The organism is Streptomyces sp. NPDC093544 (genome assembly GCF_040683495.1).
Taxonomy (GTDB): Bacteria; Actinomycetota; Actinomycetes; order Streptomycetales; family Streptomycetaceae; genus Streptomyces.
In genome coordinates this window covers 36,980-51,792 of record NZ_JBFBEA010000006.1, presented here as the reverse complement: position 1 = coordinate 51,792, position 14,813 = coordinate 36,980, and the positions used below count along the sequence as shown (strand labels likewise).

Sequence of the window (14,813 nt, the reverse complement as noted above, 5' to 3'; positions counted from 1 at the left end):
ATCGTCATTCCGGTGGCGGGCCTCGGTGCGTCGGGACGGACAAGGACACAGAAAGGCGGCGCGACATGGCGACGACCCAGGACATCGATCTGAGCGAGCGCAGCGCCGAGCGGGGTGGCTCGCAGCCGCTGCGGGGTTACCTGGCGCGGCCGTCGCAGGACGCACACGGCCCCGGCCCCTGGCCGGGTGTCGTGGTGGTGCACGAGATCTTCGGCCTGGACGAGCAGGCCAGGGGACACGCGGACCGCCTCGCCGCGGCGGGTTTTCTGACACTCGCGGTGGATCTGTTCAGCGCGGGCGGTGCCCGTCGCTGCCTGGTGTCGACCATGCGTGCCCTGAGCCGGGGCGAGGGCCGGGCCTTCACCGATATCGATACGGGGCGTGAGTGGCTGGAACGGTCGCCGGATCAGGCGGGCGGTATCGGAATCATCGGGTTCTGTCTCGGCGGCGGCTTCGCCCTGATGACCGCCGCCGGACACGGCTTCGACGCCGCCTCGGTGAACTACGGGTTTCCGCCCAAGGACTTGGACGCCCGGGTCGAGAACGCATGCCCCGTGGTCGCCAGCTACGGCGGCCGGGACCGGCCCCTGCGTGGCGCCGCCGCGACTCTGGACACCGTCCTGACCCGTGCCGGGGTCGTGCACGACGTCAAGGAGTACCCGGACGCCGGGCACGGCTTCCTCAACTTCGCCCCCAACGGGCCACGCGTCCTGCGCCCGCTGTTCAAGGTGGCGGGCATGGGGCCCAACCCCGTCGCGGCCGACGACGCCTGGCGTCGTATCGAGACCTTCTTCCACGCGAATCTCAAAGGAGACTCCTGAAGGCGAAACGCACGGCCGGGATCGCGGTGGCCGCGCACGGCCGCCTCATCGGTGATCACCGGACCTGGGGGCCGGGGGACCTGGGCGGGGTCAGTCCGCCTCCGTAGCGGACGAACCGTCCGCCGCCTCGGTCCTGGGTGATGCCAACAAGGCCGACAGCTCGCGCAGTTCGGCTTCCGCGCGCCCGGCCGGTACGCCCGCCGCGGTCAGTACCGTGACCGCCGTCGCTGTGCCGTCGTCCTGCCAGGCACCGGAATTGACGCTCTCCAGCAGCGAGAGGGCCAGTGCCTCCAAGGCCGAACTCAGTACGGGCGGCGGGACGTTGGTGTGGAAGGCGCCGTACGACTGGCCGCGTTCCAGGACGGCGGTGACCGCGTTACGTGCGGGGGCCAGCACCTCGGACACGCGTTCCGCTCCCAGGTCGCGCCGTGCCAGACCGATCAGCATCCGGTAGCGGTCGCCGACCGGCCAGATCGCCAGGATGAATCTGGCCAGGGCGCGCTCGGGCGGGTCGTCCGGTGTACCCGCACGTTCGACCGCCTCGCGCAGCGACTGGGACGCCTCTTCCGCCACCGCCTCCAGGAGCGCGGGGCGACCGGGAAAGTGCCCGAAGACAGTGCGCCGCACCACACCGGTGGCCTGAGCGATCTCCTCGATCGTGGCGTCCGGGTTCCTGCCCAGCTCCCGCTGTGCGACCGCCAGGATGCGCTCGCGGTTGGCGCGGGCGTTGCGTCTCCTGGGTTCGGGAGTGGCGGTCGTGGTCATGGCGGAACCTCGATGGTCGGTGCGTGCCCGGGCGGACGGATTCCGCGGGCACATGATCAAGCACTCGCAATTCTCCGCATCACTGGGCAATCGAGCAATCCGCTGCCTGGCCGTCCCCGGCCGTCAGAGGTCGCTCTCCGACGATCCGCCCATCTTGAAGGTGACGTCGCGGCCCGACAGCCTCGCGGTGAGACCCGACGAGTTCGTGGAGACACTGTCCAGGGTCAGTCCGTGCGGGATGTTCCGCAGCGGGATCGACCGGTCGAAGACGTCACTGATCAACTTCCTTGCGGATTCGGGCAGTCGATCCGAATCGATGCTCAGATCCTCGAAGGCGATGCTGGTGGGCCCTCCCTTGGTGACCCTTGCGCTGACCCCGAACCGCCCCACCAGCGGCGCGTCGATGGTCGCGGCGATACGCCCAGGCGTCCCGTCCGCTTTCACCTCGATGCCAAGCGCGTCGGAAATGTCGCGGTAGGTGACGAGCGCCGTCGCTGTCGTGGAGCCGGCCTGAGCGGTGTCGGCGTCCGAGTTCCGCTTGAGATTCGTCATGTGGACGTCCAGCTCCGCCACGGCGATCGGGTTCGCCGAGTCCGCCGGGATGTCCTGCGCGGAGATGTCGACGCGGTCGAGAGTGCCGCGGGCCAGCTGAGGGATGACGGGACGATCTTGGATGTCTACGCGTGAGGTGGCGCCGGTCGCGTCGTGGAAGGCCTGGGCGGTTCGCCACTCCGTGAACTTCAGCGCCGTGAAATCGGCGCCGACGGTCAGCAGCGGGATGGCGGCGAGCACCGGGACGAGGACGCGCCGCCGTCGCCAGAACTGCCGGGGGCGGCGGGCTGTGTCTGTGATGGGCATGGGTGGCGTCCCCCCGCATCGAAGCGCACGTACTTGCCAATGAATGAGCAAGTTAGCTTGCTGCTCACATATGTGCAAATGGATGGCTTGGCCGACCCGTGTGTGGCGTACAGCCGGAGCCTGCTCCTTATTTGCACAGTGGTGAGCAAGAAGCTAGCGTGCACATCAACGAGCAAGTAAGTGCTTTTGATTCATGAAGGAAGCTGGCATGCGTCTCTTCGCGTCGACCCCTGTCGACCGCATGAACGGTCCCTACTCGAAGCGGTGGTGGGCACTGCTGGTCCTGTGCCTGAGCCTGTTGATCATCGTGATGGCGAACACCGCGCTGATCGTGGCCGCACCGGACATGACCCGCGACCTCGGCCTGGACAGCAGTGAGCTGCAGTGGGTCATCGACGCGTACACCGTTCCCTACGCGGCCCTGATGCTGCTGTTGGGCGCGGTGGGAGACAAGTACAGCCGTCGTGGCGCGCTCGTTCTCGGCCTCGCGGTCTTCGCGGGCGGCTCCGTGGCGGGCAGCCTGGTGGACTCCTCGGGCGCGGTCATCGTGGCCCGGGCCGTGATGGGCGTCGGTGCCGCGATGATCATGCCGGCGACGCTCTCCCTGCTGGTGGCGACGTTCCCCCGCAGTGAACGAGCGCGGGCGATCACCGCCTGGACCGCCACCTCGGGACTCGGTGTCGCCTTCGGCCCGCTCATCGCGGGCTGGCTGCTTGAGGACCACGCCTGGGGCTCGACCTTCCTCATCAACGTACCGATCGCGCTCGCGGGAATCGTGGGGACCTTCCTGCTGGTTCCGCCGTCCCGCGCACACGGCATGGGCGGGATCGACCTGGTCGGTGGTCTGCTGTCGATCGTCGCCATCGGTGCGCTGGTCTACTCGATCATCGAAGGGCCGCACTTCGGATGGACCGCCGGCCCGATCGCCGCCGCTGTCGTCGCGGGACTGGGCCTGCTCGCCTTCGTGCTCTGGGAACTCCGCCACCCGCACCCCGTGCTCGACGTGCGCAAGTTCCGCGACCGGACGTTCAGCGGTTCGACGATCGCCGTCCTGCTGTTCTTCCTCGGCACCTTCGGCGCCATCTACTACATCACCCAGCACCTGCAGTTCGTCCTCGGCTACAGCCCCCTCGAAACCGGGTTCCGGATGCTGCCGCTCGCCGGAGGCGTCTGCGTCGGTGCCGTGGTGACCGGGCGTCTCACGCCGCGGCTCGGCCTGCGGGCGATGGTCGTCACGGGCATGACCATCGGCACGATCGCGGTGCTCCTGCTGACGCAGGTCGACTCGGGCTCCACGTACAGCAGCTTCCTCGCCCCGTTCATCCTGCTCGGGTTCGCCGTCGGGCTCAGCGTCTCTCCCTGCACCGACACGATCATGGGCGCCTTCCCGGAGAACGAACTGGGAGTGGGCGGCGGCGTCAACGACACCGCGCTCGAACTCGGCGGCTCACTCGGCATCGCCATCCTCGGCTCCCTGCTGGCGACCTCGTACCGGGACAACCTGACGGACTCCGTGGGCAAGGCGCTGCCTCCCGAGGCGCTCGATGTCGCGCGCGACTCCATCGGCGGGGCGCTCGGTGTCGCCGAACAGGTCGCCCGGAGCGGGGCGGCGGGTCCCGACCAGGCCCAGGCACTCATCGCGGCGGCCGACAGCGCGTTCTCCGACGCCCTGGCCACCACGAGCATCGTCGCCGCCGTCATCATGGGCGCCGGCACGCTGATCGTCCTCGCGCTGCTGCCCGGCCGCAAGGACAGGGCCCGGCTCGAATCCGCCCCGGAGAGCGAGAGCGCCGAGGCTCCCGTGGCGCTGGGCTGACGGTCCTGCGCGGAGGCTCCTGTCGAACCCAGGCCTCGCGTCGAACGGCCCTGGGCTGACGATCCCGCTCCCAGGCCTCCCGTGGACCGTGCGCTGCGCCGCCGTTCCCCCGGATGGCCTCCTCTCCTCGCGGTGGGCCGAGGGCGAGTCGACAGTGGGCGGAGAGCGCGGATCCGGGCTCTCCGCCCATCGGCGGGGCTCACTGCGCGCATCGGCCGAACCCTTCGCCCCTCGGGCGGAGGCTGGTCCTTCACGTCCGGGAGCACTCGTGTCCGTCTATCTGTTCCGCCTGGCCCGATGGGCGTTCCGGCGCCGCCGACTCGTGCTCGCCCTGTGGATCCTGGCGGCCGGGACCGCGATCACCCTCTCGGTCGTGGGTGGAGGCAAGACCGACGACACCTTCACGGTTCCCGGCACCGAGTCGCAGCGTGCCACCAACCTGCTCAAGGAGAAGCTGCCCGCGCTGAGCGGTGGCCAGACGCAGATCGTGTTCGCGACCCATGGGGACACCAAGGTCACCGACCCCTCCAGCAAATCAGCCATCGAGGCCTCGATCGACGCGCTGAAGAAGGTGCCGCAAGTAGGCCTGGTCACCGACCCCTTCGCGTCGAAGGCGATCTCCAAGAACGGCAAGGTCGCCCTCGGGTCGGTGCAGTACGCCGCCCAGCCGACCGACGTGAAGGACTCGACCCTGGACGCGGTCAAGGCCGCCGTGGTCCCGGCGCGGAACGCAGGCGTGGAGATCGAGTACTCCGGAAGTGTCTACCCGGGCTGGAACCAGGCGATCTCGGAACTGCCCGAACTCATCGGCCTGCTGGTCGCCTTCGTGATCCTGACGATCACGTTCGGAGCCCTCGTGGCCGCCGGGCTGCCGATCCTCACCGCCGTCATCGGCATCGTCGTCACCCTGATGAGCGTGTCCGCCCTGGCGTCCGTCATGACGATCGCCTCGACCTCGACGACCGTGGCGACGATGCTCGGTCTGTCCTGCGGCATCGACTACGGCCTGTTCATCCTGGCCCGGCACCGCAACAACCTGCTCACCGGCCTGAGCATCGAGGACTCGGTCGCCCTGGCCGCCGGCACCTCGGGCAGCTCGGTGGTCTTCGCCGCGCTCACCGTGATGATCGCGCTGTGCGGGCTCGCCGTGGTCGGCATCCCCTTCCTGACCGTGATGGGCGTCGCCGCCGCCGGAGCCGTACTGATCGCCCTGCTCATCGCCCTGACACTGATGCCCGCCATGCTGGGCTTCGCCGGGAACAAGGTGGCGAAGTTCATCCGTACGCCACTGCGCCCCGACCACCACGAGAACGTCGCCCAGATCGCGGCCAACGAACCGGCGCGCACCTTCGGGGCCGCCTGGGCGCGGTTCGTGGTGCGCTTCCGAGTGCCGCTGCTGATCGGCGGGATCGCCTTCCTGGTGGTGCTTGCTCTGCCCGCCACCAGGATGGACCTGGGACTGCCCGGGGCATCGTCGAAGCCGAAGAGCGACACCTCGCGCAAGGCCTACGACCTGACCACGGCCAACTTCGGGGCGGGCTTCAACGGTCCGCTGCTGGTGGTCGCCGACGGCGTTCCGAACGCCGACGCGGCGACCCCGATCACCGACCGACTGGCCAAGATCCCCGGCGTGGTGGCCGCAGCGCCGATGGCGGTGGACAACGGCGTCGCCGTCATCCGCGTGACCCCAAGCACCGGTCCCAACGACGACGCCACCACCGACCTCGTGAACGGGATCCGCGACGACCGGGCCACGGTAGCGGGAGACTCCGGGGCCAAGATCCTGGTCGGCGGCACCACCGCCTCCAACATCGATGTGTCGAGCAAACTCTCCTCCGCGCTCCCGGTGTTCCTGGTGGTCGTGGTCGGTCTGGCGTTCCTGCTACTGACGTTCGCGTTCCGCACGATTCTCGTGCCGATCAAGTCGATCATCGGGTTCCTGCTGTCGGTGGCCGCTGCCTTCGGCGCGCAGGTCGCGATGTTCCAATGGGGCTGGGGAGAGCACCTGTTCGGCATCTCACCGAGCCAGACCATCAGCTTCCTGCCCCTCCTGATGCTCGCGATCATCTTCGGACTCTCCAGCGACTACGAGGTGTTCGTCGTCTCCCGCATCAAGGAGGACTTCACCAAGAACGGGGAGGCCGTCAAGGCGGTGGAACGCGGCACGGGGCTGTCGGCCCGCGTGGTGACCGCCGCCGCGCTGATCATGTTCAGCATTTTCGTGGCCTTCATGTTCACCGATGACCCGACCATCAAGGCCATCGGCTTCAGCTTCGCCGCCGGTGTGCTCCTCGACGCGTTCGTGGTCCGGCTCACCCTGGTGCCCGCCGTCATGGCGATCATCGGCGCGAAGATCTGGTACCACCCGAAGTGGTACGCCAAGTACGTCCCCGACCTCGACATCGAGGGCGACCGCCTCCAGCACGAGTTCCAGGAGCACGGCCTCGACCGGCCCTCGGACGAGCGGACGGCCCAGGTCTAGCGCCGCCTCCCATCGAGTCCGGCGGCGACGTCGAAGCCCAGCAACTGCCGCGACAGACACTGTCTGTCGCGGTTCTGCTGTGCCCTTCTCAACAGCAGTGAGCAACTATCTCTGCACAGACTGTGGACTCAACAACATCATCATGCAAATCTGCAATAACTGAACGCAAAAACTCGATTCTCGCTCTCTTGTGAGTCTTCCGCGTCCCACGTGACGACACCGCTCAAGGGCAGGGGAACCATGAACAGACATCGTTGGAGAGGCCGTCTGCTGGCCGCTCTGGTGACCACCGCGCTGGCCCTCATAGGGCTCCCGGCGCTGACCTCGACCGCGACCGCGGCCGGCGGACCCAACCTCGCCGCAGGCAAGACCGCCACCGCGAGCAGCTCCAATTCCGGATACGGCGCCGCCAACCTCACGGACGGCAACGCCACTACGTACTGGGAGAGTTCGGGATCGAGCTTCCCCCAATGGGCACAGACGGACCTCGGCACCAGCGTCCGCGTGGACGAGGTGGTCCTGAAGCTCCCCGGCTCCTGGGCGAGCCGCAACCAGACGCTCGCCGTGCAGGGCAGCGCTGACGGCACCAGCTTCGACACCATCAAGACCTCGGCGTCGTACGCCTTCACGCCGAGCGCGGCCAACACGGTGACCATCTCGTTCCCGGCCACCCAGACCCGCTTCGTGCGCGTCAACATCACCGCGAACAGCGGATGGACGGCCGGGCAGCTCTCCGAACTCGAAGTCCACGGCGCGACCGACTCCTCCGGGAACCTGGCCGCGGGCAAGACGTTCACCGCGAGCAGCTCCACACAGACGTACATCGCGGCGAACGCGGGCGACGGTAACCGGGCCAGCTACTGGGAGAGCAGCAACAACGCTCTTCCGCAGTGGGTCCAGGTCGACCTCGGCTCATCCGTGCGCGTCGACCGTGTGACGCTGCGGCTGCCGACCAACTGGGGTGCGCGCACGCAGACCCTCAAGCTCCAGGGCAGCACCACCGGTTCGGACTTCAGCGACCTCACCGCGTCGCAGGCGCTCGCCTTCAACGCGGCGAACGACCAGTCGCAGACCCTGAGCTTCAACGCCACCACCACGCGCTACGTCCGGGTCCTCGTCACGGCCAACACCGGTCAACCCGCGGGCCAGCTCGCGGAGTTGGAGGTCTACGGGCCGACCACCGGTGACACCCAGGCACCCACAGCGCCCACCGCGCTGGCCTACACCCAACCCGCCACCGGGCAGATCAGGTTGACGTGGACGGCCGCCACCGACAACGTCGGCGTCACCGGCTACGACATCTACGCCAACGGCGAGCTGCGGACCTCGGTGGCCGGTACCGTCACGACGTACACCGACACCCAGCCCGCCTCGGCGACCGTCGCCTACTACGTGCGGGCCAAGGACGCGGCGGACAACCAGTCCGCCAACAGCAACACCGTGACCCGCACCGGAGATTCGGGCGACGTGCAGGCACCGACCGCACCCGCGGGCCTGGCCTTCACCGAGGCCACCAGCGGTCAGGTCAAGCTCACCTGGCAGGCGTCCACCGACAACGTGAGCGTCACCGGTTACGACGTCTACGCCAACGGCACCCTGCGCCAGAGCGTCGCGGGCACCGTCACGACGTACACGGACACCCAGCCCGCGTCGGCGACGGTGACGTACTACGTGCGGGCCAAGGACGCGGCGGGCAACCAGTCCGCCAACAGCAACACCGTCACCCGTAACGGCTCGACGACCGACGACGCGAACCTCGCCGTCGGCAAGGCCATCACGGCGTCGTCCTCGGTCTTCACGTTCGTCGCGACGAACGCCAACGACGACAAGACCAGCACCTATTGGGAGGGCGGTTCGGGCGCGTACCCGAACAGCCTGACCGTGAAGCTCGGTGCGAACGCCGACGTCAACACCGTTGTCCTGAAGCTGAGTCCGGACACCGCCTGGGCCACGCGGACCCAGCGGATCCAGGTGCTCGGCCGGGAGCAGAACGCCACCGCGTTCACGAGCCTGGTCGCGGCGCAGGACTACACGTTCAACCCGACGAGCGCCAACACGGTGCGGATCCCGGTGACGGGCCGCGTCGCGGACGTCCAGCTGGTGGTCACCGCCAACTCGGGGGCGCCCGCCGGACAGGTCGCCGAGTTCCAGGTCCTGGGCACTCCCGCCCCGAACCCGGACCTCCAGGTCACCGGCATCACCTCGGCCCCGGCCAGTCCCGTCGAGTCCGACGCCGTGAAGCTGACGGCGACCGTGCGCAACGCGGGCACCGAAGCGTCGGCCGCCACCGACGTCCAGTTCCAACTGGGCGGCACCAAGGTGGGCACCGCAGCCGTCGGCGCGCTCGCAGTGGGCGCCTCGGCGACGGTCACCGCCGACATCGGCGCTCGCGAGGCCGGTACCTACCAGGTCAGCGCGACCGCCGACCCGGACAACAAGGTCATCGAGCAGAACGAGGCCAACAACTCCTACACCAGCCCCACCGCCCTGGTCGTCAGGCCGGTGTCCAGCTCCGACCTGGTGGCCGCACCCGTCAGCTGGTCGCCGAGTTCGCCCGGCGAGGGCGACACGGTCACCTTCTCCGTCGCCCTGAAGAACCAGGGCACGGTGGCCACCGCCGCCGGCAGCCACGGCATCACCCTCACCGTGCTCGACGCCTCCGGCGCGACGGTGAAGACCCTCACCGGCGCCCACAGCGGGGCGATCGCGGCGGGCGCCACCGCCGCCCCGGTGAACCTGGGCACCTGGACCGCGGGCAACGGCAAGTTCACCGTGAAGACGGTGATCGACCCCGACGCCAACGAGCTGGAGGTCAAGCGCGCCAACAACACCAGCAGCCAGTCGCTGTTCGTCGGCCGCGGCGCCAGCCTGCCGTTCGACAACTACGAGGCCGAGGACGGCACCGTGGGCGGCGGCGCCCAGACCGTCGGACCCAACCGCACCGTCGGCGACATCGCGGGCGAGGCCTCGGGCCGCAAGGCCGTCACGCTCAACAGCACCGGCAACTACGTGGAATGGACCACCAAGGCCAGCACCAACAGCCTGGTGACCCGCTTCTCCATCCCCGACGCGGCGGGCGGTGGCGGTACCAGCTCCACGCTGAACGTCTACGTCAACGGCACGTTCCTCAAGGCCATCGACCTGACGTCCAAGTACGCCTGGCTGTACGGGGCGGAGGCCGGCCCCGGCAACTCCCCGGGCTCGGGCGCGCCCCGGCACATCTACGACGAGGCGAACCTGTTGCTCGGCCAGACAGTCCCGGCCGGCAGCAAGATCCGGCTCCAGAAGGACGCCGCGAACTCCTCCACGTACGCGATCGACTTCGTGAGCCTGGAGCAGGTGGCGGCGATCCCCAACCCGGACCCGGCGACGTACGTCGTGCCGACCGGATTCGCTCACCAGGACGTGCAGAACGCGCTCGACAAGGTGCGCATGGACACCACGGGCACGCTCGTCGGCGTCTATCTGCCGGCCGGTGACTACGAGACGTCGAGCAAGTTCCAGGTGTACGGCAAGGCGGTCAAGGTCGTCGGCGCCGGGCCCTGGTTCACGCGCTTCCGAGCGCCGTCCTCGCAGGAGAACACCGACATCGGCTTCCGGGCCGACGGGACCGCGAAGGGGTCGTCGTTCGCGAACTTCGCGTACTTCGGCAACTACACCTCCCGCATCGACGGTCCGGGCAAGGTGTTCGACTTCTCCAACGTCTCCGACATCACCATCGACAACATCTGGAACGAACACATGGTGTGCCTCTACTGGGGCGCCAACACCGACAACATCACCATCAAGAACTCGCGGATCCGCGACATGTTCGCCGACGGTGTCAACATGACCAACGGCAGCACGGACAACCACGTCGTCAACAACGAGGCGCGGGCGACCGGCGACGACAGCTTCGCGCTGTTCTCCGCGATCGACGCGGGCGGGGCCGACGAGAAGAACAACCTGTTCGAGAACCTCACGTCGATCCTGACATGGCGCGCGGCGGGCGTCGCCGTCTACGGCGGCTTCAGCAATACCTTCCGCAACATCCACATCGCCGACACCCTCGTCTACTCGGGTATCACTGTCAGTTCGCTGGACTTCGGCTACCCGATGAACGGCTTCGGCACGGAACCGACGACCCTGGAGAACATCTCGATCGTCCGCGCGGGCGGCCATTTCTGGGGAGCGCAGACCTTCCCCGGCATCTGGATGTTCTCCGCGTCTAAGGTCTTCCAGGGAATCCGCGTCAACAACGTCGACATCGTCGATCCGACGTACAGCGGCATCATGTTCCAGACCAACTATGTGGGAGGACAGCCTCAGTTCCCGATCAAGGACACCATCCTCACGGACGTGACGATCTCCGGCGCGCACAAGAGCGGCGACGCCTACGACGCGAAGTCCGGGTTCGGCCTGTGGGCCAACGAGTTGCCGGAGGCCGGCCAAGGGCCCGCCGTCGGTGAAGTCACCTTCCACAACCTGAAGTTGAGCGACAACGCGCTGGACGTGAAGAACACGACGCCCGCGTTCAAGATCAACCTGTTGCCCTAGCCGCACTCTGTGCGCCGAGGGCCACGCACGGCCGGGTGGCGGGGCTCCCAAGCCCCGCCACCCGGGCCACTGGGACGGTCAGTACCCTGGCCGTCCCAGTAACCACCCGCCCGAGAGATGGCGCGGGTTCAGGTCGCCGCGAAGGCGCCGTGGATCTCCGGCCAGGGCGTGCGTGCGGCCACCAGCGGGCGCAGTGAACGCAGTGGACGCATCATGTTGATGCCGATGGCTGCGTGCACGTGGCCGTTCCTGCCGTACAGCGCCGTGAAGCGGCGTTCGGTCAAGCTACCCTCCATGACTCGGAACTGATCGGTGCCCCTGGTCCGCCCATGGATCTGGATCCTCAGGTCGTACTGGTCGGACCAGACATAGGGCACGGTGGTGAACGGCGTGGCCGCTTCCGGCCCGGCGAGGATGTTGCGGGCGACGGCCAGTCCTTGTTCACCGGCATTGGTGCGGTGCTCGATGCGCAGCCGCTGTCCGGTCGCCAGGTCGGGCCAGGAGGCGATGTCTCCGGCGGCCCAGACGCCGTTGCCCGCGTACAGCCTGGAGTCGCACTCCACGCCGTCAGCGATCGGCACCCCGCTGCCTGCCAGCCACTCCACATTGGGGCGGGCACCGATGCCGAGCAGTACGGCATCGGCGTGCAGACTGCGGCCGTCGGCGAGCCGCACACCGGTGGCCCGGCCGCCGCGGGTCAGCACGGCCTCGACCGACGCACCGGTCTCCACGTGGACACCGTGTTCGGCGTGGACCTCGCCGAGCATGGCACCCACTTCCGTCCCCAGAGCGTCGGACATCGGCGCCTCGGTGTCGGTGACCAAGGAGACCTCGCAGCCCAACTGCCGGGCCACCGAAGCCGCTTCCGCGCCGACGAACCCACCGCCCACGATGACCAGCCGGGTCCCGGCTCCCAACGCGGCCCGCAGACTCAGCGCGTCGCCCAGGGTGCGCAGCACATGCAGACCCTCGGTCCCCTCGGTGCCCGGCAGATGTCGGGCGCGGGCGCCGGTGGCCACGACCAACTGGTCGTAGCCGACCCGCTGTTGCCGCTCAAGTACGACGTCCCGATTCCGCGTGTCGAGCGCTACCGCCCGCTCCCCGAGGCGCAGGTCCAGGTCGAGACCGGCGAGAGCCTCGGCGCTGCGCAGGCTGAGACGCTCGGGCTCCCAAGCGCCCGACAGCAGTTGCTTGGACAGCGGTGGGCGGTCGTAGGGGATCTCGGGTTCCTCACCGATGAGCGTGAGGCGGCCCTCGAATCCCAACCGGCGCAGTCCCTCCGCCACGGCGAGCCCCGCGGCCGAGGCACCGACGATGACGACACGCGCCGGGACGGTGTTCGTTCCGTACGTCACCAGGCGACGGGCAGTTCGTGGACGCCGTAGACGCCCATGTCGGTGCGGAAGGGAATCTCCTCCAGCGGTCGGTCGATGCGCAGCCCGGGGAATCGCCGCAGCAGAGCGGGGTAGGCGAGCTGCAGTTCCAGCCGGGCGAGGTTCTGGCCGAGGCACTGGTGGGGCCCGGAACCGAAGGCGAGATGGCGACGGGCCTGCTGCCTGTCCACATCCAGCCGGTCGGGGTCCTCGAAGACCTCAGGATCCCGGTTGCCGATCTCGGTGGCGCAGATCACGCCGTCACCGGCACGGATGGTCTGCCCGTCGATCCAGATGTCCGCCAGAGCGACACGGCGCCGTCCCAGGTGCACGACGGTCAGGATCCGCAGCAGTTCCTCCACCGCCCCCGCGACACGTGCCGCACTTCCGTCGCGCACCGCGGCCAGCTGATCGGGGTGCTGGAGGAGCATGGCGGTGCCGAGCGCGATCATGTTGGCGGTCGTCTCATGGCCCGCCACCAGCAACAGCCTGGCCTGCTTGGCGCACTCCTCGACCGTGCTGACACCGGTCCGCAGGTACCGCGTGGCCATGCGACTGAGCAGATCGTCGGTGGGGTGGTCGGCCTTGCTCTCGACCAGGTGGCCCAGGTAGTCGAGCAGCTCGCCGTTGGCGGCGACTGCTGCCTGCGGGGTGCTCCGGGTGTCGACCAGGACGGCACTGGTGCGCTGGAAGAACTCGTGGTCCTCGTACGGGACGCCGAGCAGCTCGCAGATCACCAGCGACGGGATCGGCAGCGCGAACGCGGTGACCAGATCGGCCGGAGGACCGGCCTTCTCCATGGCGTCCAGCAGGTCCGTGATGATCTCCCCGATGCGCGGCCGCAGCGACTCGCTGCGCTTGACGGTGAAGTCCGCCGTGAATCGGCGCCGCTGCTCGCTGTGCTCGGGATCGTCCATGGAGATGAACGTCCGGCTCTGGGCGTTCTGCGCCTCGGAGCCGGCGCTGGTGGTGGGGAAGCCGGATCGTGTGGTGTCCGAACTGATCCGCCCGTCGCGCAGCAGCGCGACCTGGTCCGCGTGGCGGGTCACCAGCCAGGCGGTCTGTCCGTTCCACAGGGTGACGCGGGACACCGGCTCTTCCTTGAGCAGCCGGGCACGCTCGGGGGGAGGGTCGAAGGGGCAGCCGGGCGCACGCGCTGTGCTGTAGGCGGGCGGTGCGGTGGGGGTCTCGGTCATTGCTGTCCTTCCGGAGTGGGGGGTATGCGCGGTCGGATCGGTGTCAGGAGAGCGTGATCGCCGCCGCGGGACAGATCTGCGCTGCCTCCTGGACCGAGGCGTGCAGCTCGGCCGGCGGCTGGTGGTCCAGGACTACGACGATCCCGTCCTCGTCGCGCTGGTCGAAGACCTCTGGGGCCACCAGGACGCACTGGCCGGCTGCGCAGCATTTGTCCGTGTCCACGGTGATCTGCATGTCTCAACTCCTCGAAGAAAGTGCCACAACGGCTCGCCACTTACTTACCTTAAGTAAATGGATGCATTTGGAGGCTAGCGCTCCGCTAGGCGGCGTACAACTGGGCGCTGCGTGTAGACGGCAGATTTTTGGCCACGCGCGCAGCGATGCGTGTTGCATCATCGGTGGGTGGAACTCTCCGAACCCTCCGACCGCACGGCGCTGGGCAGTCTGCAGACGGCCCTGTCGGCGCTGTCCTACGCCATGAGCGGCAATCAGACCCACACACGGCTGCGCCGAGAGGCGGGTGTCACCATCGACCGCGCCTCGCTCGCGGTGCTCCGAGTGCTGTCGGCGTCACCGTCGCCCTTGCTGCTGCGGGAACTCGCGGAGGCGCTGATGGTGAAAGCTCCGCATGTCACGAGGGAGGTCCGCCGACTGGAAGAGCTGGGCCTCGTGGAGACCACCCGCGAACCCGGCGACCAGCGAGCACGCCGAGTCGCCCCCACCGAAGATGGCCGAGAAGCGGTGGCCCGCACCGAGGCGACGGGCAGACAGTGGCTCGCCGAGGCGCTCAGCGACTTCTCGGCGAGCGACGTGTGCACCACGGCAGCCGTCATCGACCGGATCGTCGATGCCTATCGCCAGCCTTGATGCGGATGCGGATGCGGATGCGGATGCGGATGCGACCGAGACCGCGATCGTCGGGAGGCCGTCGGACTCGAACTCCGTTTGCCCAGGAGTGCCTTCGG

General features: G+C 68.6%; 10 protein-coding genes. 5 read left to right on the top strand and 5 right to left on the bottom strand.

Annotation, left to right across the window (positions count from 1 at the left end; translation table 11 throughout):
- Positions 1-65: 65 nt before the first annotated feature.
- Positions 66-821, top strand: a complete 756-nt coding sequence (locus tag AB0N66_RS10215) for a dienelactone hydrolase family protein (RefSeq protein WP_365431017.1) — start codon at positions 66-68, stop codon at positions 819-821.
- A gap of 90 nt (positions 822-911) precedes the next feature.
- Here the strand turns inward: AB0N66_RS10215 and AB0N66_RS10210 are convergent, their stop codons facing one another.
- Entirely contained in the window at positions 912-1,586 is a 675-nt protein-coding gene (locus AB0N66_RS10210) for a TetR/AcrR family transcriptional regulator (RefSeq protein WP_365431015.1), read from the bottom strand.
- Between the two features lie 123 nt (positions 1,587-1,709).
- A complete protein-coding gene (locus AB0N66_RS10205; RefSeq protein ID WP_365431013.1) occupies positions 1,710-2,444 on the bottom strand; it encodes a DUF2993 domain-containing protein in 735 nt (244 codons plus the stop codon).
- A 208-nt stretch (positions 2,445-2,652) separates the two neighbouring features.
- On the opposite strand from AB0N66_RS10205, the gene AB0N66_RS10200 reads away from it, so the two are divergent.
- The 3 genes from AB0N66_RS10200 to AB0N66_RS10190 all read left to right on the top strand — a co-directional run bounded on the left by AB0N66_RS10200 (position 2,653) and on the right by AB0N66_RS10190 (position 11,278).
- Positions 2,653-4,260: an MFS transporter gene (locus tag AB0N66_RS10200; RefSeq protein WP_365431011.1), complete on the top strand. Its 1,608-nt coding sequence runs from the start codon at positions 2,653-2,655 to the stop codon at positions 4,258-4,260.
- A 268-nt stretch (positions 4,261-4,528) separates the two neighbouring features.
- Positions 4,529-6,742, top strand: a complete 2,214-nt coding sequence (locus AB0N66_RS10195; protein WP_365431009.1) for an MMPL family transporter — start codon at positions 4,529-4,531, stop codon at positions 6,740-6,742.
- Between the two features lie 240 nt (positions 6,743-6,982).
- Positions 6,983-11,278 carry a discoidin domain-containing protein gene (locus AB0N66_RS10190; RefSeq protein WP_365431007.1) on the top strand — a complete coding sequence of 1,432 codons (4,296 nt, stop codon included), beginning with the start codon at positions 6,983-6,985 and terminating at the stop codon, positions 11,276-11,278.
- A gap of 128 nt (positions 11,279-11,406) precedes the next feature.
- Here the strand turns inward: AB0N66_RS10190 and AB0N66_RS10185 are convergent, their stop codons facing one another.
- Genes AB0N66_RS10185 through AB0N66_RS10175 form a run of 3 tightly spaced genes read right to left on the bottom strand, consistent with a single transcriptional unit; the run spans position 11,407 to position 14,082 of the window.
- On the bottom strand, positions 11,407-12,633 hold the full coding sequence (locus tag AB0N66_RS10185; RefSeq protein WP_365431005.1) for an FAD-dependent oxidoreductase: 1,227 nt from the start codon (positions 12,631-12,633) through the stop codon (positions 11,407-11,409).
- Positions 12,630-13,847 (bottom strand): cytochrome P450, encoded by a 1,218-nt coding sequence (locus AB0N66_RS10180; RefSeq protein WP_365431003.1) that lies wholly within the window; start codon positions 13,845-13,847, stop codon positions 12,630-12,632. The genes AB0N66_RS10185 and AB0N66_RS10180 overlap by 4 nt, the downstream gene beginning before the upstream one ends.
- Before the next feature lie 43 nt (positions 13,848-13,890).
- Positions 13,891-14,082, bottom strand: coding sequence for a ferredoxin (locus AB0N66_RS10175; RefSeq protein WP_365431001.1), 192 nt, complete (start codon positions 14,080-14,082; stop codon positions 13,891-13,893).
- Positions 14,083-14,250: 168 nt separating this feature from the next.
- On the opposite strand from AB0N66_RS10175, the gene AB0N66_RS10170 reads away from it, so the two are divergent.
- Complete coding sequence (locus AB0N66_RS10170; protein WP_365430999.1) at positions 14,251-14,715, top strand: MarR family transcriptional regulator; 465 nt, start codon at positions 14,251-14,253, stop codon at positions 14,713-14,715.
- The last annotated feature ends 98 nt before the right edge of the window (positions 14,716-14,813 follow it).